The 22315-nt window shown below is 38.1% G+C and carries 20 protein-coding genes and 2 other RNA genes; 16 read left to right on the top strand and 6 right to left on the bottom strand.

Annotated features, from left to right (window positions below; translation table 11 throughout):
- Positions 1-30 precede the first annotated feature (30 nt).
- Positions 31-504 (top strand): GNAT family N-acetyltransferase, encoded by a 474-nt coding sequence (locus ACY3XC_RS10795; RefSeq protein WP_464868556.1) that lies wholly within the window; start codon positions 31-33, stop codon positions 502-504.
- A 76-nt stretch (positions 505-580) separates the two neighbouring features.
- On the opposite strand, the gene ACY3XC_RS10790 is transcribed toward ACY3XC_RS10795, so the two are convergent.
- A complete protein-coding gene (locus tag ACY3XC_RS10790) occupies positions 581-1399 on the bottom strand; it encodes an EcsC family protein (protein WP_464868555.1) in 819 nt (272 codons plus the stop codon).
- Between the two features lie 186 nt (positions 1400-1585).
- On the bottom strand, positions 1586-2404 hold the full coding sequence (locus ACY3XC_RS10785; RefSeq protein ID WP_464868857.1) for an EcsC family protein: 819 nt from the start codon (positions 2402-2404) through the stop codon (positions 1586-1588).
- Positions 2405-2626: 222 nt separating this feature from the next.
- Between ACY3XC_RS10785 and ACY3XC_RS10780 the strand changes: the two genes are divergently transcribed.
- Both ACY3XC_RS10780 and helD read left to right on the top strand, forming a co-directional pair.
- On the top strand, positions 2627-2812 hold the full coding sequence (locus ACY3XC_RS10780) for a hypothetical protein (RefSeq protein WP_179161036.1): 186 nt from the start codon (positions 2627-2629) through the stop codon (positions 2810-2812).
- Between the two features lie 175 nt (positions 2813-2987).
- Positions 2988-5297, top strand: a complete 2310-nt coding sequence (helD, locus tag ACY3XC_RS10775) for an RNA polymerase recycling motor HelD (protein ID WP_464868554.1) — start codon at positions 2988-2990, stop codon at positions 5295-5297.
- A gap of 121 nt (positions 5298-5418) precedes the next feature.
- Here the strand turns inward: helD and ffs are convergent.
- An RNA gene (gene ffs, locus ACY3XC_RS10770) (signal recognition particle sRNA large type) lies at positions 5419-5684 on the bottom strand.
- Between the two features lie 55 nt (positions 5685-5739).
- Positions 5740-6121: RNase P RNA component class B (rnpB, locus tag ACY3XC_RS10765), an RNA gene on the bottom strand.
- Positions 6122-6319: 198 nt separating this feature from the next.
- Here rnpB and ACY3XC_RS10760 point away from each other — a divergent pair.
- From ACY3XC_RS10760 to ACY3XC_RS10750, 3 genes are all read left to right on the top strand, one after another.
- On the top strand, positions 6320-6694 hold the full coding sequence (locus ACY3XC_RS10760) for a DoxX family protein (protein WP_464868553.1): 375 nt from the start codon (positions 6320-6322) through the stop codon (positions 6692-6694).
- Between the two features lie 241 nt (positions 6695-6935).
- Positions 6936-7640 carry a YwaF family protein gene (locus ACY3XC_RS10755; protein ID WP_464868552.1) on the top strand — a complete coding sequence of 235 codons (705 nt, stop codon included), beginning with the start codon at positions 6936-6938 and terminating at the stop codon, positions 7638-7640.
- A 136-nt stretch (positions 7641-7776) separates the two neighbouring features.
- Positions 7777-8436: an HAD family hydrolase gene (locus tag ACY3XC_RS10750; RefSeq protein ID WP_464868551.1), complete on the top strand. Its 660-nt coding sequence runs from the start codon at positions 7777-7779 to the stop codon at positions 8434-8436.
- Between the two features lie 265 nt (positions 8437-8701).
- On the opposite strand, the gene ACY3XC_RS10745 is transcribed toward ACY3XC_RS10750, so the two are convergent.
- Entirely contained in the window at positions 8702-9793 is a 1092-nt protein-coding gene (locus tag ACY3XC_RS10745) for a DUF1648 domain-containing protein (protein ID WP_464868550.1), read from the bottom strand.
- 17 nt (positions 9794-9810) lie between these two features.
- On the bottom strand, positions 9811-10191 hold the full coding sequence (locus tag ACY3XC_RS10740) for a GntR family transcriptional regulator (protein ID WP_464868549.1): 381 nt from the start codon (positions 10189-10191) through the stop codon (positions 9811-9813).
- A 388-nt stretch (positions 10192-10579) separates the two neighbouring features.
- Between ACY3XC_RS10740 and ACY3XC_RS10735 the strand changes: the two genes are divergently transcribed.
- The 10 genes from ACY3XC_RS10735 to nadR all read left to right on the top strand — a co-directional run bounded on the left by ACY3XC_RS10735 (position 10580) and on the right by nadR (position 22224).
- Entirely contained in the window at positions 10580-11293 is a 714-nt protein-coding gene (locus ACY3XC_RS10735) for a FadR/GntR family transcriptional regulator (protein ID WP_464868548.1), read from the top strand.
- Positions 11294-11338: 45 nt separating this feature from the next.
- Complete coding sequence (locus tag ACY3XC_RS10730; protein WP_464868547.1) at positions 11339-12316, top strand: fumarylacetoacetate hydrolase family protein; 978 nt, start codon at positions 11339-11341, stop codon at positions 12314-12316.
- Positions 12317-12494: 178 nt separating this feature from the next.
- A complete protein-coding gene (gene mhpA, locus ACY3XC_RS10725) occupies positions 12495-14084 on the top strand; it encodes a bifunctional 3-(3-hydroxy-phenyl)propionate/3-hydroxycinnamic acid hydroxylase MhpA (RefSeq protein WP_464868546.1) in 1590 nt (529 codons plus the stop codon).
- Positions 14085-14144: 60 nt separating this feature from the next.
- Positions 14145-15029: a VOC family protein gene (locus tag ACY3XC_RS10720; protein ID WP_464868545.1), complete on the top strand. Its 885-nt coding sequence runs from the start codon at positions 14145-14147 to the stop codon at positions 15027-15029.
- A 140-nt stretch (positions 15030-15169) separates the two neighbouring features.
- A complete protein-coding gene (locus tag ACY3XC_RS10715; protein WP_464868544.1) occupies positions 15170-16348 on the top strand; it encodes an acetyl-CoA C-acetyltransferase in 1179 nt (392 codons plus the stop codon).
- A 317-nt stretch (positions 16349-16665) separates the two neighbouring features.
- Complete coding sequence (locus ACY3XC_RS10710; protein ID WP_464868543.1) at positions 16666-17469, top strand: enoyl-CoA hydratase/isomerase family protein; 804 nt, start codon at positions 16666-16668, stop codon at positions 17467-17469.
- Between the two features lie 86 nt (positions 17470-17555).
- Positions 17556-19556 (top strand): acetoacetate--CoA ligase, encoded by a 2001-nt coding sequence (locus ACY3XC_RS10705; protein ID WP_464868542.1) that lies wholly within the window; start codon positions 17556-17558, stop codon positions 19554-19556.
- Positions 19557-19713: 157 nt separating this feature from the next.
- The gene (locus ACY3XC_RS10700) at positions 19714-20478 is read left to right on the top strand and encodes an NUDIX domain-containing protein (RefSeq protein ID WP_464868541.1); all 765 of its coding nucleotides are present in this window, start codon (positions 19714-19716) and stop codon (positions 20476-20478) included.
- 30 nt (positions 20479-20508) lie between these two features.
- Positions 20509-21204 carry a nicotinamide riboside transporter PnuC gene (gene pnuC, locus ACY3XC_RS10695; RefSeq protein ID WP_464868540.1) on the top strand — a complete coding sequence of 232 codons (696 nt, stop codon included), beginning with the start codon at positions 20509-20511 and terminating at the stop codon, positions 21202-21204.
- A complete protein-coding gene (gene nadR / locus ACY3XC_RS10690; RefSeq protein ID WP_464868539.1) occupies positions 21205-22224 on the top strand; it encodes a multifunctional transcriptional regulator/nicotinamide-nucleotide adenylyltransferase/ribosylnicotinamide kinase NadR in 1020 nt (339 codons plus the stop codon). It abuts the gene before it with no gap.
- Positions 22225-22315 lie beyond the last annotated feature (91 nt).

Below are 22315 nucleotides of genomic sequence, written 5' to 3'. Positions count from 1 at the left end.
ATAAAAAGCAGTGGGGGAGGCTGGATTTATATGATTATCGTTAAATTGAAGAAAAACGAGATTAAAAATGCTCTTGAATTAGTTTGGACCGTTTTTCAAGAATTCGAAGCACCTGATTATTCTCAACAGGGGATTGAAGAATTCAGGAAATTTATTTCTTACGACTCAATGATTAAACAATTTGAAACTGAAGAAATATTCTTTTGGGGATGCAAGGTAAATCATGAATTAACAGGGATAATCGCAACAAGAGGAATGAATCATATCTGTTTGTTATTTGTAAAAAAAGAGTTTCATAGGAAAGGAATAGCAAAACGATTATTTAATATAGTTTTGGAGAAATGTAAGAGTGTGAATTCTATTTACACGATTACTGTTAATTCATCACCCTATGCAGTAGAAGTCTATCATCGACTAGGATTTGTTGATATCGAAAAAGAACAGTTGGTGAATGGGATGAGATTTACCCCGATGATGTACTCGTTAATCCAACCTTTGACTTAGTGAACTGCCAGGTACTGTGCAATAAATATGAAGGTGCCTGGCACTTTTTTGATAGCGAAGCCTAATATGAGATAGATTAACGCTGATCAATTTGATTAAGCCGCTCTAGGATTCTACGTTTTCGGAATAACATTTTTCCTGTTTCTGCAACGTTATTTATAGAGTAGCGATTGATAAATGCCCCAAAAATGATTCCAGCAATCGGGATCATTTGAAAAAGCTTTTTCCAGCCGAAGGAATCACGATAAGTAGATACCACTTCCCGCCATCCCTGCAGCTGGGAAATCATTTGATTGTTCTGATTACCTTGTTGACATAAGGATAGTTCGTCTAATATAGCTTTTTTTCCGACATAATCAGAGGTAGTAAATTGCAGACATTTAACGATGAAAATCCTTTCTGATTTCTCTTTAGGATCATATCCATAACATATGGAGATCTCTTGTAAAATTTTAAGGGATAAACCTAAGAGAACTGGAATATCGACTGCTAGCGTAAATATTCCGCCAATCCCGGTTGTTGCCCCTTGGATGGTAGTAAATTTAGCTCTAGCATTACTTATTTCGTCTGCAACTTCATCCATTTTACGAATGGGTACTTGGTTAAGGTAATCAAAGTCTATTTTTTCCTCAGCAAAAAATGGATCGACAGGTGAAAATTTATTAAGAACATTTTCCTCATTGACTAAATATTGCCCGCCAGTCTGGATATAACTTCCCAATTCATCAATGGCCAATTTGATTTTATCTTGGATGAATTTGGGTGTAACCTTATCAAGCAAAAGGAAGGGCAGGCGTCCAATTTTTTCCCACCACCATAAATCCTTTTGTATACCTTCCCATGCTTCAATTTTCTTTAATTCTTCCTTTAAATAATCTGCTGATTCCTCTTTCATAGATATTCCACTCCATTTTCATCATGCAAAATATTATTGGAATATATATATGGTGGAAAAGCAGACAAGTTTCAAGCTTTCTATGTACAATTTTTAAAATAGGTGTTTTTGATAAGGGGAGTAAAGCAAAATAAGAAAGTGCCAGGCACCATTCCATTAAAGGGAGGTGCCAGGCACTTATTTGAATTAACCTTGAATTTTTTCCATTTGATTGAGGCGCTCTAGGATTCTACGTTTTCGGTATAACATTTTTCCTGCATCGGCCACATCCCCGATAGAAGAGCGATTAATAAATGCTCCAAAAATCATTCCAGCTACTGGAATCATTTGAAACAGCTTTTTCCAGCCAAAAGAATCCCGATAGGTGGTAACCACTTCCCGCCATCCTTGCAGCTGAGAAATCATTTGATTGTTCTGATTGCCTTGATTGAAGGAAGACAGATCCTCTAAAATTGCCTTTTTTCCGACAATATCAGAGGAAGTAAATTGCAGGCATTTAACAATAAAAATTCTTTCTGATTTTTCTTTAGGGTCGTACCCATAGCATATAGCAATCTCTTGTAAAACTTTAAGGGATAAACCTAAGAGAACAGGAATATCAACCGCCAGTGTAAACAACCCGCCAATCCCCGTTGTTGCCCCTTGAACGGTCGCTATTTTTGTTCTGGAATTTCGTAACTGCTCAGCGATTTCATCCATTTTTCTTATCGGAATCTGTTCAAGCATGTCTAAGCGAATCTCATCTGCTGATATATCCTGCGGCACAAACTTCTTTAGAACATTTTCTTCTTTGACTAAATATTGACCGCCAGTCTGAATGTAGTTCCCCAATTCATCAATCGCCAAGCCAATTTTATCTTGGATAAATTTTGGAGTTAGCTTATCAAGCAGCATGAAGGGCAAACGGCCAATCTTTTCCCAAAACCATAAATCCTTCTGTTCATTTTCCCATGCTTCAATCTTTATCAATTCGTCCTTTAAATAATCAGTCGATTCTACGATCATCAAACATTCCACTCCATCTTCATCTTTTAAAATTGGTCTGTTAGTATATACGGTAAAACAACGAACAAGTTTCATTATTACTATGTACAATTGTAATGGCAGCAATCGGATTAGATAAACTTTAAGGATGTCATATTTTTAGCAGCAGTAAAATATTTATATAAAAAGAAAGTAGTGGTACATGTAGTGTTCCTGTAAAGCTTCTAGAAGGGAGCAAATTTATTGAATCGAAATCGAAATACAAATGTCCAATTAGCTATTTTATTGCTTATTTGCCTGCTCATTATTCTTATTGTCCATGCGATTCTCCATATTAAAATACACATTGTCTATAGCACCGGTGTTGGTCCAATCCTTTTAATAGGATTGATTATTTTCCTCATTGTATTGCTATATTTAAAAGGGTGAAAGAATCCGGCCTTATTTTTTAATTATTTTGTGCAATTTGATTGTATTAATAATTTCCAAATGGTAAAATATATCTCCATTGTGTATGAAAGCATCTACAAAAAGATTGTAGATGTTTCTTTTTGTGCCTGTTCATTTGTACGGAAACTAGTGGAAGAGGTGACGTTTTAAGAGAATGAGTTCAAAAAAACAAAAATCAGTTCGTGAGCATAAAGATTATCAAGCAGAAATTGAGCGCCTTGAGTTTACAAAGGAATACATTAAAAGTGTTTTGGAACAATCCAAGGGGAATAAAGAACAGTTTGTTGAGAATTTGAAAGAAGCCTTTGCGGAACTAGATACGTCTGATAGCAGTTTAAGCTACATGACCCTTCTGACAAATGCTCAATACCTGGAATTAGCAGAAAGTGAACTGGAAAGGTTAGCGAGCGTCATTGGCAAACCGTACTTTTCGAGAATCAATTTTACCAGCAGCGGTGACACCAATGAGGAGATTTTGTATATCGGGAAAGCTTCACTATTTGACCGGGTAAACCAGATTCCCATTATCGTTGACTGGCGTTCTCCGATTGCAAATGTTTACTATGACGGCCGTCTAGGGGATGTTACGTATGACGCCTATGGGGAAACACAAAGTGGTTATTTATCTCTGAAAAGACAGTATGAAATTGAGGACGGATTATTAAAGGAAATTAGAGATATCGATTTAACCACGCATGATGAACTCTTGCAGAAATCCTTATCGGGTAAAGCAGACAATCGGTTAACCGAAATTGTTGCAACCATTCAAAATGAGCAAAATGATGTCATTCGAGCTTCTCTTAAACACCCCATCATCGTACAAGGAGCTGCGGGAAGTGGAAAAACTACCATAGCACTCCATCGAATATCCTACTTTTTATACTCTTCTGGATATCGATTTCCTCCAGAAAAATTAATGATTCTTGCACCAAATAGATTGTTTATTGATTATATTTCCGCTGTTCTGCCCGATTTAGGGGTAAACAAAATTAAACAAACCACTTATGTTGAATTTATGAGAAATTGTTTGGGGAAGAAAATAAAATTTATTGCTCCTAACTCCAAATTAATGAAGCTTCTTAAAGGGGACGGAAAATCAAAATGGTTACAATGGGTGTCGGGGTATAAAGGTTCTCTGGACTTTAAAGAGTGTATCGATACCTATTTGAAAGATATTGAAATAAATCTAGCTCCATCAAAGGATTTTATCATTGAAAGATCGCTTCTTATGAGGGGGCAAAAGATTAATCGGCTATTTTTAACAGAGTTTCAATACTTACCCATCTATAGTAGACTCGATAAAATAAAAAATCTATTGGCAAATGATCTAAGGATAAAAAAAGCGATCATTCTATCCAAAATTAATAGTAAATATGATGAAGCTTTAGAAAAGGCACTTTATACCACCAGGCTGGATTCAGATAAAAGGAGAGAAAAAGTAGTCTCCATTATGGATTTAAAAGAGAAAAGGTTAAGTACGGTGGAGCAAGAATCGAAGGCAGCAGTGAAAAATTATATGGAGCCATTTGTAAAAAAAGATATTTTTTCACTATACAAGGAACTGACGACTTCTCCTGAACTGTTAAAAAAGTATTCAAGTACTCTTACTGAAATAGAATGCAAGAAGTTAAGTCAATATTGTCAAAGAACTTTTGATAAAAAAGCTCTAGAGCTTGAGGATTTGGCTCCGTTATTTTACATGAAGGCAAAACTTGAAGGAATCGATGAAAAATATAAAATGAAAAGTGTTTTCATTGATGAGGCTCAGGACTATAGCTATTTCCAATTTGCAGCATTAAAAGAAGGCTTTGAAACGGATCTATTTACAATCGTTGGCGATTTAGCACAAGGGATTCATTCCTATCGAGGATTAAACAGCTGGGAGCCATTAGTTACGCAAATCTTCCCAAATGCGAATTATCATGCTCTTCAAAAAAGTTATCGGACAACGGTCGAGATTATGCACCTCGCAAATGACATTCTATCGATTATGGGCAAAGACTTGCCAATTGTACAGCCAGTCATTCGTCATGGGGACAAACCACGTTTTACGAAAATTGATCCTAGCCATTTGCAGCAGGTAAAAGAAACGCTTGAATACGATATCCAATTACTCAAAGAGGAAGAACTCAACTCGATTGCTATCATTGGAAGAACCGACAACGAGTGCTTGCGCATACATAAAATGCTAGAAAATAGTAATCTTCCCATTCATCTTTTAGAAGAAAAGCAAGATATGAAAAAGGGAAGCATTGTAATCTTACCTTCGTATCTTTCAAAAGGATTAGAATTTGATGCAGTACTGATCCTTACTTTGGAAGAAGCGTACAGTGTAGAAGAATTAGACATAAAATTGTTGTATGTGGCGATGACAAGACCGATGCATAGGTTGTATTTATATGGGAGTGAGTTATCGGATTTATTATTAAATAAAGCTTCCTCGGACCATTTTGATGCCAATTGAAAAGAAAAGTGCCAGGCAACTCCCATAATATATGGAAGTTACCTGGCACATTTTCTTATGATGACTCAATGAGATTTGACCAGAAGAACCGTCCCTATGGTCACATGGTGTATATGTAAAACCGTGCACCTGCCTTTGATTGGACCAACCAAGCGTTACTTGTGAAAGCTAGCTCAAACTAGGCGATCCTCCGGCACATAGAAATGTCTACTTATGGCTGCTTCCTTCCGGACCTGACCAGTTTCATAGGTTTCCATTGCGTAGGACCCAGTTGTCAACACTATTTTCACAAGGCAGACCTTACATGATCAAACCTAAGGCAGGATTTCAACCCCGCTATGGCGGATTGCGGGTTACAGGGCACCGCCGACTCCCCGTCTAGCACGGTATGTATAGGCTAGACACTTGATTATGTGAAATTTAAAAATCCGGCGCATGAAATGGCTGTAAGCCAGGTTCTGTGCCTGCGTGCTCAAACGATGCCAATCTCGCACAACAGGTGTAATCATATGACTATCAGTCACGAAGACCGATCCATCCGTTTGGTTCATTTCCCGCAGGATGGTGCCCCTACCAAAGTTTGGGTTGCTCGCTCGTGGGGTTTACCCGTTCCATTTCTCCTGTTTCCAGGAGAATTCGTCACTGTGGCACTTTCAGGGTACTCAAAGCATATCCATAAAGGACTTAGCATAATTTCCCCGCCGTCAGCAGTATAAACTGCTGCCCACCTTTGCAGATGGCACGAACACTCCGGGCATCTCAGCACCGGGCGAGCCTGGACTTTCCTCAACTCATGTAAACATGAGCCGCGATTACTCACCATTTCATGTTTGTTGCTCTCGAATACGGTACTAAATATACCATGTCAAAGGGATGATGGTCATTAGGAGGGTGGTCCCAGAGGTGGGATAATTAGGAAATTAGAATGAATGTAAAAAACCTAAATAAGACGGAATATTCTAATAAATATTCGTATATATGTATAGAGAAAGTAACTAACCTAATGAAGGGATGATGTCTGAATGGATTGGCTATGGCTGGTTGGTCGGGCAGTATTTGGTCTTTATTTTGCTTATTCTGGTCTAAATCATTTCATCCAATTTCAAGGTTTGAAGCAGTATGCATCCTATAAGAGGGTACCAGCACCAGGACTATCTGTAGTGGTAACCGGGATAATGCTCCTAGCCGGGGGATTGAGTATCCTTACGGCATATTGGATTGAATGGGGCATATATTTGTTAGTAATATTCCTCGTTCTTTCAGCTTTCATCATGCATAATTTCTGGAAGGAAACAGATCAGAATGCAAAAGTGGGCGAAATGAATCAATTCCTAAAGAATATCGCATTAGCGGCAGCTGCATTAATGTTACTCTCTATCACGAATTGGACTTGGTAAATTAAGTTTGAAAATTACTAAATATAGATTTTGTGAGTGCCAGCACTTGATTTCAATGTCCAGTGCCTGGCACTTTTTTGTTTATAGTGCAAGACATGCACGAATGTTAAGGTGTTTGTAAAATGATGTATTCACTGAGGTCAATAAAGTCTAATACGACCTCTATATGTCATATATTCTTAGTACCTTGAAGTTCTAAGTTTGTGATGAATGAATACTTGCGAAAAGAGGTGTTGTCATTATGTTTTCTGTTACAGGAATGCAGACTTTTGCCTTTTTTTCCACAACCCATGTTGTTACGTTAATTCTCTTCTTTCTTACCTGTTTCCTCTTTGTGTATTTCAGAACGAAACTTAAGAACTACCAGCACATTTTGAAATGGACACTATTTACCACTTTGATCCTTTGTGAAGTTTCCATGCATTTGTGGCTCATCCTTACCAACCAATGGGAAGTGGGGGATCTCCCGTTACAGCTATGTTCACTTAGTACCTTCTTAGCACTGTACTTATTTTTGAAAAAGAATCAAAAAGTGTTTCATTTGCTATTTTTTATTGGTCTAATTCCTCCCATTTTAAGTATGGTCACTCCTGATATTGTCTATCAATTTCCTCATTTTTGTTTCTTAAAATATTTCCTGCATCATTCCGCTATTCCATTAGCGGTGTTGTATTTTATCCTCTTAGAAGGGTACAGAGTTCCTCGTAAAGCTATTTTAACGGGCTTTATTACTTTGAATATCATAGCTGTTCCAATATTTTTCCTGAATTTATGGATAGACACAAACTTTTTCTTCTTAGCGAGTCCATCGGAAACAGAAACCCTATTATCATTTTTCGGCAGTGGGATTATGTATTATATTAATCTTGAAATAGTGGGACTCATTGTATTTATCATTACGTATATACCAATGGGGATTTTGCAAATAAGGGAAAATAAACTCTAATATAAAGTTGGAGAAAACTTCTCTAGAGACCACACAGCATTCACATGATGCCTGTGTGGTTTTTTTGTGTGGAAATAATGCACTTTATGTGTTATAAAATGGAAGACATGTTTTAAAATGAAAGGCTGCTGATGAGATGAAGGTTGCAATATTTGATTTTGATGGAACTTTATTTCCGAATGAGACTTTTCCACTTTTGATGGGACATTTGAAGAATCATCCCCTGCATTTTCAGAAGTATCGGAATTTCTTCCTTAGACTTTTACCGGTATACCTAGCATACAAATGTAAGCTTTACCCCGAACAAAAAATGAAAGAATATTCAATGTGGTCGTATATCGCTGCATTTGGAACTTCTCCAAAATCGGAGATTGACCAGTTTTTTTCGCAAATTGGTGAGAGTATGAGTCAAAACCTTAGTGAACCGGTGTTACATAGACTTGAACAGCATAGAAGGGAAGGCTATTATACTATGCTTGTATCAGGAGCTTATGAGCCGCTCCTGCACTCCGTTACGAAAAATGTAAATTTTGATTGTATTATTGGAAGCAGCATTCCCTATCATGATGAAAAATTGTCAAAGACCACTTCTATAAAATATATATACGGGGAACGTAAAAGTGATTTCATCAATGCCCATCTGTCTAATACAGAAGTAGATTGGCAAAATAGCTTTGCATATGGGGATAGTTACACGGACTTAAATGTTCTAGAGTTAGTAGGAAATCCTGTTGCTGTTAACCCAGAACCTCGACTATTAGAAGTAGCTAATCATAAGAAATGGGAAATTATTTAAATATTGGTGTAAAAGTGTACAGTGTATACGGCAAAATCGTACAGCTTCTACAAAAAAACGTATAGGTTCTACAAAAAAGTGTACTGCTTCTACAATAAAGCGTACAGGTTCTACAAAAAACTATACTGCTTCTACAATAAAGCGTACAGGTTCTACAAAAAACCATACAGTTTCTACAAATCAATACCAAAACGGCATTTTGTTGACTACAAAAAACGAGAGTGTTTCCTAATCAAAGGATTCACTCTCGTTTTTTTTATCAATTCTATAAAAATGATAATACGATAACGACCACTAGCGGCACGATGAAAATAATGTATCCCAGTGGGTTGGCAAAATTGAGGGTCCAGCCAACACCGAAGCGTTTTTCCACAAAAATAGAGGGATCATTTCTGTTGAAATAAAAGAGTCCGCCTTTCCAGTAGGAATCTTCATCGTAATCCGTTATTTCTTCCTCTGATGCAGCGACAGAGTGTTTATCTGAACGACCGACTTTTACAGCAAAAACAATGGTCGCGGCTAGTATAACAACTAGGAAAACCATCGGTGCTGCGATCATGGCAGTGCCCGCAAACAAATCTGGGTGAATCGTGGTTAATTGAAAGTAACTAAACAAACCTGTTAGTAAGAAACTAACTAAAAACATCAGCCAGCTTGAATATTTCCGCAGCGTTAACTGACGTAACTTTGAAGCATTTGTGCCAGTTGCACTTAATTTAATACCAGATTTATTTTTTCCAATATGGATTCCTAAATACATCACCTGCATCGCTAAAAGCGTTAGTGGCATTAAGATCGCTGACATTGGTGTTTTCTCTGTAAAGGCATCGGCTTCACCATTTATTCCCCAGTGAGTAGGAATCTTTGCGGGCAGTAGGTCATATTGGAAAACGGTATATCCGATAACTCCGACAGTAACAATCATTGGAAGTAAAAACAGATACCAAGGAATCATTTCATCCTGAGACCGTACGGATAAGTCAGTTACCTTCACTTGTTTTAGATTCTCCATCCAATTATTTTTTCTTTTTAATTGAAGCGTTTTTCCATGAAAGAAAAAATAGAGGGAAAGACTGAAAAGAATAATGCCAAATTGGATAAGCGTTCCAACTAAGACGGTTGGTTCTTCGCCAGGGTTCGTACCGAGGACCCAAAAAACATAAACCGCTAATACCACCAGGGAAAGGAGCGAAACCAATAAAGTATATCTTTTTTTGTAGGATAGAAGTTGTTCGTTTTTTATGTGCTTTTCAGGAACGGTAATACCAAAGATGATGGTTCGTTTCACTAAAAAAGGAATAGCTGTTTGGATTCCAAGCAGGATAATCGAGATAAATAGAAAAATGGCTAAAGTCATATGAATTCCCCCTATAATTAATTGCCTTTCTTAAAGTCTTCAATAATAGATGAGACAAGTTCATGAATTTGCTCATTAGACATTCCAACCACCAGGGATTCTGCAATAAGTGGTTTATAGACATCTTTTAGTCGATCAAAAGAGAGTTCATTGAAATCTTGGGGAGAAGAGATAATCGCTCCCGACTTCGGAACAATTGTGATAATTCCTTTTTTCTCTAATTGATGGTAGCTTTTATTAACGGTATGCATATTAACGCCGAGGTCAGATGAAAAAGCCCTCACAGAAGGCAACGAATCACCTGGCTGAATCAAACCTCTTGCGATGCCTTCGACAATTTGATTGGATATTTGCTCATAAATGGGTATGTCAGAGTCGGGTTCAATTCTAATCATCATACTCGTTTTCCTCCAATCTGTTCTACATTTATTATAACAAATCTGTTCTACATTATCTAGAACAATAGAAAAAAGTGCCTGGCTCACACCATATAAGTGAAGGGTCGATGGCGGTAAAATGTAAGGATAAGAAATTTTTAGAAAATTTATAAAATATAGGTTGACGTGATAATAAATATTATTTATTATAATAATCAGATAAATAATATTTATTACAACAAGATGTACTCTTCATCACAAGGAGGTGTTAAAGACTTTCAATAATAAATGAGTGCGCTTCCATTGTTGAAGTGGAATTCAATTATTAACCTTCTATCCCAAAAAGTCAGAATACCATTGTTGTTGTGGTAAGGTTAAACCATAGTAAGGATAGGAGTGTTAACGCTTTATGAAAAATAGAAGTGAACAATTAGTCAGTGAGCTTGGACGTAAAATAGTAACGGGTGAGTTAAAACAAGGAGAAGTCCTCCCAAAAGTAGAGGATTTAGGTGAAATATATAATGTGAGTCGAACGGTAGTCCGTGAATCCCTTAAAACTTTATCTACTTTGGGGCTCGTGCGATCAAATCAAAGGGCTGGTACAATCGTGCTTCCACGTTCCGAATGGCAATGGTGGAATTTAGAACTCATTAACTGGGTGCTTGAAGATGAGAATAATCGTGATTTTCTCCTGCATTTAACAGAAGTTAGAATGGGGCTGGAACCCATGGCGGCAGCTTTAGCAGCAGAGAGAGCAACAGATCAGGATTTGGCGAGCATTAAGGATGCGTTCAATCGACTTGAGCAATCAATCGGAGATGAGAAGGCATGGGCCATTGCGGATTATGATTTTCATGAAAGAATCTTAAGTGCTTCCTATAACGATTTAATCATCAATACGGTTAGAACGCTTCGGAAAGCGCTCGTCTTTAGCCGGGAAAAAACGTTACATGCAGCTAAGGATTATCCAGAATCTCCATTTGATACACCGACAAACGAAGTATTAGAAAGACATCGTTCTATATATGAAGCAATCATGGTACGTGATGAAAAAATGGCACATGATAAAATGACTGAGTTAATCCTAAGGGTTAAAAGGATATTGGAAAAAATATATTCTTAGTTTCTCTGAACCTTCATAAACCAAAAAAATTAGGGGGAGTTAAATGTGGGACTTCAAGTAGTAAGATTTGAAAAGGAAAGTAAAGAACAATGGGGAGTTGTATCAAATAATCGCATTTTCGTATTAGGGGATACATATTCTTCTTTAGCTCATTTTTTAGAAGAAGGTGTTGAAGAAGCTAGAAGATTAAAAGAACAAGGACAAGGTGATTCTCTTTCATTAAATGAAGTGACCATCTTAAGCCCTGTGACCAAACCAGCAAGAATTGTCTGTCAGGGAGCCAATTACTCCTCTCATCGTGCTGAATCTGGAATGGAGGCATCTCGGCCGCCATTTAATATGTTCTTTAGTAAAGCAGACAGCACACTTTGTGGTCCGTATACAGAGATTATTCGTCCGTCACATGTTAAGCTATTAGACTATGAAATTGAGCTGGGGCTGGTCATTGGAACAGAGATTTCTTCATCCGTTGAAGTCACAGATGAAAACCTTCATCAATATATTGCAGGGCTTGTTATTATGGATGATGTTTCTGCAAGAGATGTACAACTCTCTGAGGGGCAATGGTTAAAAGGGAAGAGCTACCGTACTTTTGGACCAACAGGACCTTATTTTTACTTACTTGATAAAGAAGAGGTTCCACACATTCATGATCTAGAATTAAATTTATGGGTAAATAATGAATTACGTCAATCAGCAAATACGAATCAATTATTATACAAACCTGCTGAAACTCTAACAGAGCTATCGGAGATAATGGATCTTTCAAAAGGTGATTTGGTTATTACAGGTACCACAGGCGGAGTAGCATTAAGTCTTACACCAGAGATATTAGGAAAACTATCAAGCCATCTGGTCTCTTACACGGAGAAGGTCGATTTGCTTATTGAAAGTCAAATCAATAATGGTAAATATCTGAATGATGGAGATGTTATTCGTTGTCAAATTAAGAGTAAAGACGGGAAAATTGACCTTGGTGAACAAGTAAATAAGGTCGTTTCTAGTAAAGTAGCAATTTCTTAAAATTTTATTTTGTTTAATACGCTGGGATTAACGATCCCAGCAACCTCTAGTTCTTACATAAATATATTTAAAGTCCATGTAAATGAAAAAATTAGTTTTAATTTTTCATAAGAATGTATGCGCTTACAAAGCGGGATCTTAATTAAATTTTGAGAATATTTGTATAGGGGTGTGGATAATGAAACAAGAAATGGTTGACGTGGCGATTGTTGGTTATGGACCTGTATCAAAGCTTTTAGCTGCATTACTTGGTCAAAAAGGATGGAAGGTTGGGGTATATGAAAGATTTTCTGAAGCCTATCCACTTCCCCGGGCAGTTCATCTAGATGATGAGATTGCGAGAATGCTGCAATCAATCCTTCCCAAAAGTGAAATTGAAAGAATTTTACAACCAGTCCCTGATTTATATGAATGGCGAAATGCTGAACAACAATTACTATTGGCTCTCGATTTTTCTCAAGATGGCATTTCTGGGTGGCCGGGACATTTATTTTTCAATCAGCCAGAACTTGAAAAAGTAATGGATGTTGCTTGCCGTAATCAGCCTAGCGTAAATGTGAATATGGGAAATGATGCAATTGAGTTAAAGGAATTCGAAAATCATGTCGAGCTCACTGTTAAAGTCCTGCATGGGGAAGTTCGTACCATTCATGCAAAGTATGTTGTTGGGTGTGACGGTGCGAATAGTTTTGTTCGCAAAAATATGGATCCTGCGATTACGGACCTTGGATTTGCTGCAGATTGGCTCGTTGTTGATATCGTTACGAAAGAAGAAAGAGAATGGAACCCGATGAATTTGCAGCTATGCGATCCTGCCCGTCCAACAACGGTCGTCTCAGGCGGACCTGGGAAAAGACGCTGGGAATTCATGGCTCTTCCTGGTGAGACAAAAGAAGATCTTAACAATGAAGATGTAGCCTGGCGCTTGCTAGAACCTTGGAATATAACTCCTAGTAACGCTGTATTAGAACGGCATGCCGTTTATACATTTAAGGCGTTGTGGGCGGATGAATGGCAAAAAGGACGGCTTATTATAGCAGGAGATGCAGCTCACTTAACGCCGCCATTCATGGGTCAAGGTATGTGCTCTGGTCTTCGAGATTCTATTAATTTAGCCTGGAAGCTAGACCTTATTCTAAGTGGAAAAGCTGCAGAGTCTATTTTAGAGACGTATACAGCCGAGCGTAAACCTCATAATCGAGAGGTCGTTGAAGCAGCCTTATTTTTAGGAAATGTCATTTGCGTAACAGATCCGGTAGAAGCTAGAAAAAGAGATGAGGCATTTTTTACAGGTGGTGTCCCTGAATTTCCGGAATTTCCATTTCTAACTGAAGGCATACTCTACCAATCAGCTGACGGGAAAAATAATAAATACACCGGGAAACTTTCATTTCAAGGTCAGGTAGAGTATAGAGGGAAATCAGGTTTATTTGATGATGTTGTAGGTAGTGGGTGGACGATAATAAGTCCTTTGAATGATCCTAAAAAGGTTTTAAATGAAGAACAGATTGCGTTTTTAGAGGACATCGGTGTTAAATTTATTGAAATCTCAGAATCATCAGAGGATAATGAGGCATTTTCTGAAAAAGCAGTCGATGTCGATGGAAAATACAAACAATATTTTAAAGAAACTGGGCTTGAAGTGGTTGTGGTTCGTCCAGATTTCTATCTATTTGGTGGTACAGAGAGTTTAGCTGATTTGCCTTTACTAGTTGAGGATCTATCTAAACAATTCGATAGATTCAGGATTCCAGCATTGAATAATTGATATCAGATTTCTTTTTAGGGTTTCCAAAATCTATTAATAAATCAAATGGGGGAATGGGATATGTCTACTGTAAAAGTTTTTAGATTAGCGTATGTTGATTTTTATTCAAAAAATGCTGATAGCATGGTGGAGTATTATACAAATACTATGGGTTATCGTATTTCTGAGGAAGTGGATGGCGTTACTTATTTAAGCAACGCTCTCGACCATCATAATATCGTCATTACGCCTTCTGATAAAAAAGGGATTCGCCGCTATGGATACCAATTAGATGGCAATCTTAGCTTAGAAGAAGTACAAGAACAGCTGCATGTGCTAGGAATTAATTCTACTATAAAAGTTGATGTTAAACCTGGTATTTCCCGATTGATAGAGTTACAGGATCCGGCAGGAAACACGATTGAATTATTTACAGAAATGGATCAAACAAATGTTGGTTTTGGTACTTCAGGGATTGTTCCTCATAAATTAGGACATGTTGCATTTTATGCGAAAAATTTTAATGAAACCATTCATTTTTACAGGGATGCATTAGGCTTTTCGTTTACAGATAAAATCGGTGAAAGCTTTGCAAATTTCTTAACTTGTAATACCGAGCACCATGTACTAAATATTGTGGCATCGGACGAAACACGGTTACATCACATTGCTTTCCAATTAAAGGATGCAAGTCATCAATATGCAAGTTCGGATGTATTGGCGAAGCAAGGTCACCCTGTTCTTTGGGGCCCATCACGCCATACCGCTGGACATAATATTGCAACCTACCATCATGACCCTGACCAAAATGTAGTGGAATTGTATACAGACATGGATATTTTCATTCCAGAACTCGGTATTTTCGAACCGCGTCCTTGGCACGAGGAGCTGCCGCTAAAACCAAAAGTTTGGGAATCACTAAGCGCTTGGGGAACAGAATTTGTATTGGATCTGGCTAAAGTATAGATTTTAAATAAATTTTTGAAGAAAGGGGAAAAAAGGTCGTAAAATGCTGCCTTCTCAATCCCCTTTTTTTATAGGTTAGTAGGAATAGCAAAATGGAAATATAGTTAGGCTAGATTGAACAATTATAAGGGGGAATAAACATGGCAACGTATTTGATTGATGGCGCCAGAACATCTTTTGGAACATTTGGAGGATCTTTTAAGAATGTAAGCGATATTGAACTGGGCGTCGAAGCAACCAAGGAAGCGATTAAAAGAAGTGGAATTCCAGCATCAGATATAGATGAAATTGTGTTCGGCAATGTTATCCAAACGGGGGAGGCTTCTGCTTATTTGGCAAGACATATTGGTCTAAAAAGCGGAATGCTAGAGTCAACCGCTGCACTAACCTTAAATCGTTTATGCGGTTCAGGACTCCAGTCCATCGTATCGGGTGCACAGTCCATTGCATTAGGAGAGGCAAGGGTCGTTGCTGCTGGTGGAACTGAGAATATGAGTTTAGCTCCTCAAATTTTAAAGGGTACCCGTTTTGGTTCACCAAATAAGGCACCGGTTGTAGTGGATATGCTTTGGGAAACACTCATTGATCAATATGTTGGCTGTGGAATGGGGATGACGGCGGAGAATCTTGCGGTGAAATATGACCTTTCTCGAAAGGAACAGGATGAATTTTCGGTTTATTCGCAGGAAAAGGCAATCAAAGCAAGAGATAACGGACGTTTTGCGGAAGAGATTGTACCTATTGTAAGGAAAGATAGAAAAGGAAAAGATTTAGTCATTGAGGTTGATGAATATATTAGAGACGGGGTAACAGTTGAAGGCCTATCTAAGCTAAAGCCAGCTTTTAAGAAGGACGGAACTGTCACACCTGGAAATGCTAGTGGTATAAACGATGGTGCAGCAGCCGTTTTATTAGCTTCAGAAGAGTATGTCCGTGAACATGGATTAAAACCACTAGCTAAAATTGTTTCTTGGGGAATTGCAGGGGTTGATCCGAAAATTATGGGGATTGGACCTGTTCCAGCAAGTATAAAAGCACTAAAGAATGCTGGATTATCCTTAGGTGATATTGACTTGTTTGAGTTTAATGAGGCATTTGCTGCACAATCTCTAGCCGTTATAAAAGAGTTAGGGGTAGATAGGGAAAAAGTGAATGTCAATGGCGGGGCAATTGCTTTGGGGCATCCTCTTGGTGCAAGCGGTACAAGAATTACATATTCATTAGCACTTGAAATGAAAAAACGTAATGTAAAGTATGGACTAGCCTCACTATGTATTGGCGGAGGTCAGGGCATTGCCATGATTTTAGAAAGGGTATAAAGCTTTTATTAAAAATGCTTTGTTAAATTTTATTGTTGACTATTAGTACAACAGTATAAAAGGTCGATGAAAGACAAATCAGGAGAATTCTCATTGAGATTAGTCCTTCATAAGTGTTATGAAAGACAAATCAGAAGAGTTCCCAGCGAGATTAGTCCTTCATAAGTATGATGAAAGACAAATCAGGAGAATTCCCAGTGAGATTAGTCCTTCATAAGCGTGATGAAAGACAAATCAGAAGATTCCTCATTGAGATTAGTCCTTCATCGGGTCTTCGTGAGAAAAATCAAGCATAAAAAAAGAAAGAAGGTTTAAAAGTGGAAAATAAATTTGTTCAGTTAACGATCCAAAATCATGTGGGAATTGTCAGGTTAAACCGTCCAGAAGCTGGTAATGCTATTCATTTAGAAATGGCTAAGGAACTTATGGATGTTGCACTATTTTGTTCGGAGAGCAAAGAAATTAGAGCGGTGGTTATTACTGGTTCTGGAAATAAGTTTTCAGTCGGTGGAGATTTAAGAAGCTTTGCCGAGGAAGGGGAACAAATCAGTTCTCATCTAAAAAGTGTAACGGCCTACCTGCATCAAGCGATTTCCTATTTTACTAGAATGAATAAACCTTTTATCGGAGCTGTGAATGGAGTTGCAGCGGGTGCCGGAATGAGTCTCGTATGCGCTTGTGATCTGGCTTATGCTTCTGATCATTCTAAATTTGTCATGGCGTATAACAAGATTGGGTTAACACCGGATGGTTCAGGGAGTTACTTCCTACCGCGTCTTGTCGGGATGAAACGGGCAATTGAGTTAATGTATACCAATCGGGCATTGGATGCAAAAGAGGCAAGTGAGTGGGGGATTATCAACCACGTTGTTGGCGATGAGAAATTATTTGAGGTTGTCATAGAGTTAGCAGAGAACCTTGCAAATGGTCCAATGAATGCATATGGAGAAACAAAAAAGCTCTTTTATCACTCGCTGCAAGAAACACTTGAGTCTCAAATGAGTAAGGAGTCATTAGTCCTTGCTGAGAGAGCAAGCAGCATAGAGGGAAAAGAAGGGATTTCCGCTTTTCTTGAAAAACGTGAAGCTGATTACTTAAAAGAGACCATTACATCAAAATAATTATTCAAGTACCTTTAACGAATTCTGCAAAGTTAGGCCATAATGCTTAACGGAAGCTATAATCGATTTTGATAGGGGGGATAAGATTGAAAACCGCAAATGTAAGTGGAAAACTACTCTGGGAACCCTCGCATGAAATTCAAGAAAAATCAAACATAAAGAAATTTATGACATGGCTGGATGAAACGCGTGGGCTAAAGGTTGAACAATACAATCAGTTATGGGATTGGTCCGTTACCGACGTAGAGGGATTTTGGTCTGCCATTTGGGATTATTATAAGATTATGGCCAAAAGTGATTATCATGAAGTATTATCTGAAGGCAAAATGCCAAATATCGATTGGTTTTCTGGTGCAACAGTAAACTACGCAGAACATATATTTAGGAATGAAACTCCAGAAAAAGCGGCGATCATTTTTCAATCGGAAATACGTTCACAACAGGAACTTTCATGGGCTGAACTTAAAAATAATACAGCTGCCATTGCAGGTTACCTAAAGTCTAAAGGGGTTAAGCCGGGTGACCGTGTTGTGTCATATGCACCTAATATTCACGAAACGGTAACTGCATTTTTGGCATGTGCCAGTATTGGTGCAGTGTGGTCAAGCTGTGCCCCGGAATTTGGCATCCAGAGTGTAATTGATCGGTTTAAACAAATCGAACCAAAAGTAATGTTTGCGTCAGATGGCTACCAATACGGAGGGAAGAAATACGACCGACTTGAATTAGTAGGAAGAATTCAAGCGGAATTACCTACCTTGGAAGAAACAATCATTATTCCTAACCTGCAAGATCAGCCTGAGTTATCAGGTTTGAAGAATGCCGTACTTTGGAATAAGGTGATAAGAGATTATAGTCATGTTCCATTAACCTTTGCAGCTGTTCCATTTGACCATCCGCTTTGGATTTTATATTCATCCGGAACCACAGGAAAACCAAAGGGTATTGTTCAAAGTCAAGGTGGAATCCTGCTAGAACACTTGAAATTCCTTGGACTTCAAATGGATTTACAAAGTGAAGATCGATTCTTTTGGTACACAACAACAGGCTGGATGATGTGGAACATAGGTGTTGGCAGTTTGCTTACCGGTGCAATGGTTCTTTTATATGATGGAAATCCAAGCTATCCCAATGATGAAACACTGTGGAGGTTTGCGGAATCTACTAAAATGACCATGATGGGCACAAGTGCAAGCTTTATAGTGGCCAATATGAAATCAAATGTGAGACCAAGAGAATTTAATCTTTCACACTTAAGAAGCATAGGCTCAACTGGTTCACCACTGCCCGAAAGCGGGTTTGAATGGATTTATCAAGAAGTGAAGAGTGATATTTGGTTATATTCTACTACCGGAGGAACAGATATTTGTTCTGGTTTTTTGGGGGGAAGCCTGTTAATGCCCGTTTACTCTGGAGAACTACAAGCTCGATCTTTAGGTGTAGCTGTAACTTCCTATAATGATGCAGGAGAAGAGGTAGTGGATGAAATTGGGGAACTTGTGGTGACAAAACCGATGCCATCCATGCCGATTTATTTTTGGAATGATGAAAATGGGGAACGTTACGAAAATAGTTATTTTGATGTTTTCCCTGATATTTGGAGGCATGGTGATTTTATTAAGATAACCCCTAGAGGATCTGGAATCATGTATGGTCGATCAGATGCGACCATTAATCGGGGCGGAATTCGGATGGGGACGAGTGAAATATACAGTGCTTTAGAAAGTATACCAGAAGTGCACGATAGTTTAATTGTGGACATACCGATTACTAGTGAGCAATCCTACATGCCATTATTTATCGTTGTAAAAGAGGGCATCCCATTTTCGGAGGAATTGAAATCTCATATTAACAAAACAATTCGACAAAACTCTTCTCCTAGACATGTACCGAATGAAATTTTTAGTGTTAATGAACTGCCTAAAACATTGAATGGTAAAAAAATTGAGGTACCCATTAAGAAAATACTAATGGGAATTCCCGTCAATCAGGCTGTTAATTCCGATTCCCTGTTAAATCCACAAGCGTTACAATATTTTATTGAGTTTCAGAAATTGATAGAATCAGGCGATGTCTTTTTGAAATAGGTAAAGTGATTTTTAATAGAATAAGTATGGCCTAGGGGAAACAGCCTCTAGGCTTTTTATCATCTGAATTTTTTTCAGAAATTTCTTGACTAAAAACAAATACTGGAATATATTTTAATTAACAATTAACAAACTGTTAATTAAAGGAGTGACTAAAATGAAAATAAACTTTACAACACCCGATGGCTATACAAGCGATATTGCTGTCTTTACCATCACATCTGAGAGTAGTGGCGAGTATAAACCACCAATAAAAAGCTTGAAAATCATGTTGATCAAACGAAGTGAACTCGATCATGAAGAGAATCCAAATATAGAAGCAGGCAAGTGGGCATTGCCGGGAGGATTTGTTCGTCCTAGCGAGACAGCTTTTCAAGCTGCAGAACGCAAGCTTGTGGAGGAAACAGGAGTAGAAGGACTGCGAATCAAACATTTTGGCGTCTATGATTCCCCCAGCAGAGACAAAAGAGGATGGATTATTTCGAATGCTCACTATGTGATAGCGAATGAAATTGCCCTAAAGAATCGTAAAACGACTTATGACGCACAAGATATCCAATTGTTTACCATTGAAGAGGCGCTAGCCTTACACCTTGCCTTTGACCATCGAAAAATCATTGATGATGCATTATGGTTTATTAAAAAGGATATGGCACTAACCACACTTGCGAAGCATTTTCTTCCCGAAGAGTTTGTACTTTCAGAGCTTCAAGGTGTTTTATTGACAGTTTTGGATGACCCATCGATTTCGACAGATGCAGCCTTTTTCAGAAAAGCACCAACACTGCCATTTATAGAAGCAGTAACAGAAAATGGCAAACCAAAAAAATCAAACACCTATTCCAAAACACCTGCTCAGCTTTATCGGTTTACTGATTTTCAACCGATTGTTTCCGTGTACAGAAACAAACTACAAGGGTAAAAAAACAAAATGGTGAAGGGGAGAGAACGAATGGGGATAGTTAGGAATTGGAAGCGTTTTGAAATAGGGTGGTTGTTCACCTTTACACTGGTTAACATATATCTATTCTTTGCTTGGTCAGACTCAACTCTTGGCTTGATATCATCTATAAGCGGCATGCTCTGCGTGGTGCTAGTGGCAAAAGGGAAAATCTCCAATTATTATTTTGGGATTGTCCAAACGTTAACGTATGCGTATATTGCTTACGGGTATGGTCTTTATGGAGAGGTCATGCTCAACGCGCTGTTTTACTTTCCGGTCCAATTTATAGGCATTTATTTATGGAAACAGAACAAAACAGAACAGGGTGTTAAAGGAGAAGATGTCAAAGTTAAAAGCCTTACAAAAACAGGCTGGATATATACATTGGTAACCATTTTAATCCTTACAATCGGCTATGGGTTCTTCTTGAAATACCTAGGCGGCAACAATGTTTGGACGGATTCAGCAACAAATGTATTGTCGATAGCGGCACAAATATTGATGTTGAAACGATTTGCGGAACAATGGATCCTATGGATTTCAGTAAATGTCTTATCGATATTCCTTTGGATAAGTGCTTTACTCACTCAAGGCGGGAATGATTTCTCCATGTTGGTTATGTGGTCGGCCTTCCTCGTAAACAGTCTCTATGGCTATATCAACTGGCGAAAACTTTATCTAAAACAAAATCAGGGGGTGGCCTAAATGAGTGTTGGATTCTTTGGAGGTAAGTTTCTACCGCTGCATCTTGGTCATGTGTATGCCATTGTTCAGGCTTCATCGATCGTGGATGAACTTTACGTGGTTTTGTCTCATAGTGAAAAGCGTGATAATGAATTGTGTCGAGACACAAAAATGGAGTACATTCCTGCTCAAATACGTTTACGCTGGCTGTCCAAACTCACGAAGGATATGCCGCATGTAAAAGTGATTCCGATTGCAGACTATCAAGGAAATGATGATTATGACTGGAATGAAGGAGCTCAATTAATCAAAAAGGCAATTGGAAAACCGATAGACTATGTGTTTAGTTCTGAAACTGAATATAACGAGATCTTTGAGGAACTGTATCCAACTGCAAAGCATTTTTTAATCGATCCTATCCGCACTCATGTGAACATCTCCGCAACAGCGATTCGAAAAGAAGGTGTCTTTCGTCATTGGGAGTTTATTCCTGACATTGTGAAACCCTACTTTGTAAAAAAGGTTGTGGTGGTTGGAACAGAAAGCTGTGGGAAATCAACTTTAACGAAAAACCTCGCCAAAATCTATAACACTACCTATGTAGAAGAATACGGGCGGATAGTCTGTGAGGAATTAGGAGGGTGCGATGGTATTATCGTAAAAGAAGATTACCTGCAAATTGCTTACGGTCATAAGATAGAGGAAATAAAGGCAATCGAAAAAGCCAATAAGGTAGTATTTATTGATACAGAAGCCATTGTGACCCAATTCTACTCAAACCTCTACAATAATGAGCATCAGACCGTACTAGATGAAATCGCTAAACTCCAAGACTACGACCTTTGGCTATACCTTGAACCCGATGTAAAGTGGGTGAATGATGGGCTTCGGGTTCATGGAGAGGACGAGGTAAGGGTGAAAAATAATCAGCAACTAAAGACATTATTAAAAAGTCATAACATCGATTATGAAATCCTGAACGGAGATTATCTGGATCGGCTTAATGGAGCCATCAAACTGATAGACGAGTTACTAACTTAATAGATAATACCTATCTTTTGAAAAAGGGACTCCTTAGGAAGACCCTAAGTATATTGAGAACAAACTACTATCAACAATGATTATTCTTAAA

The sequence above is a fragment of the Bacillus sp. CZDM1 genome (genome assembly GCF_055502545.1).
This window is presented reverse-complemented; position numbering and strand designations above follow the sequence as displayed.

What these genes read in the sequence shown, in the direction of transcription:
- nadR (WP_464868539.1), top strand. Translation starts at nt 21,205, where the DNA reads ATGAGTGTTGGATTCTTTGGAGGTAAGTTTCTACCGCTGCATCTTGGT.
- ACY3XC_RS10750 (WP_464868551.1), top strand. Translation starts at nt 7,777, where the DNA reads ATGAAGGTTGCAATATTTGATTTTGATGGAACTTTATTTCCGAATGAG.
- ACY3XC_RS10795 (WP_464868556.1), top strand. Translation starts at nt 31, where the DNA reads ATGATTATCGTTAAATTGAAGAAAAACGAGATTAAAAATGCTCTTGAA.
- ACY3XC_RS10700 (WP_464868541.1), top strand. Translation starts at nt 19,714, where the DNA reads ATGAAAATAAACTTTACAACACCCGATGGCTATACAAGCGATATTGCT.
- ACY3XC_RS10735 (WP_464868548.1), top strand. Translation starts at nt 10,580, where the DNA reads ATGAAAAATAGAAGTGAACAATTAGTCAGTGAGCTTGGACGTAAAATA.
- ACY3XC_RS10760 (WP_464868553.1), top strand. Translation starts at nt 6,320, where the DNA reads ATGGATTGGCTATGGCTGGTTGGTCGGGCAGTATTTGGTCTTTATTTT.
- ACY3XC_RS10740 (WP_464868549.1), bottom strand. Translation starts at nt 10,191, where the DNA reads ATGATGATTAGAATTGAACCCGACTCTGACATACCCATTTATGAGCAA.
- ACY3XC_RS10745 (WP_464868550.1), bottom strand. Translation starts at nt 9,793, where the DNA reads ATGACTTTAGCCATTTTTCTATTTATCTCGATTATCCTGCTTGGAATC.
- ACY3XC_RS10785 (WP_464868857.1), bottom strand. Translation starts at nt 2,404, where the DNA reads ATGATCGTAGAATCGACTGATTATTTAAAGGACGAATTGATAAAGATT.
- mhpA (WP_464868546.1), top strand. Translation starts at nt 12,495, where the DNA reads ATGAAACAAGAAATGGTTGACGTGGCGATTGTTGGTTATGGACCTGTA.
- ACY3XC_RS10720 (WP_464868545.1), top strand. Translation starts at nt 14,145, where the DNA reads ATGTCTACTGTAAAAGTTTTTAGATTAGCGTATGTTGATTTTTATTCA.
- ACY3XC_RS10715 (WP_464868544.1), top strand. Translation starts at nt 15,170, where the DNA reads ATGGCAACGTATTTGATTGATGGCGCCAGAACATCTTTTGGAACATTT.
- ACY3XC_RS10790 (WP_464868555.1), bottom strand. Translation starts at nt 1,399, where the DNA reads ATGAAAGAGGAATCAGCAGATTATTTAAAGGAAGAATTAAAGAAAATT.
- ACY3XC_RS10755 (WP_464868552.1), top strand. Translation starts at nt 6,936, where the DNA reads ATGTTTTCTGTTACAGGAATGCAGACTTTTGCCTTTTTTTCCACAACC.
- helD (WP_464868554.1), top strand. Translation starts at nt 2,988, where the DNA reads ATGAGTTCAAAAAAACAAAAATCAGTTCGTGAGCATAAAGATTATCAA.
- pnuC (WP_464868540.1), top strand. Translation starts at nt 20,509, where the DNA reads ATGGGGATAGTTAGGAATTGGAAGCGTTTTGAAATAGGGTGGTTGTTC.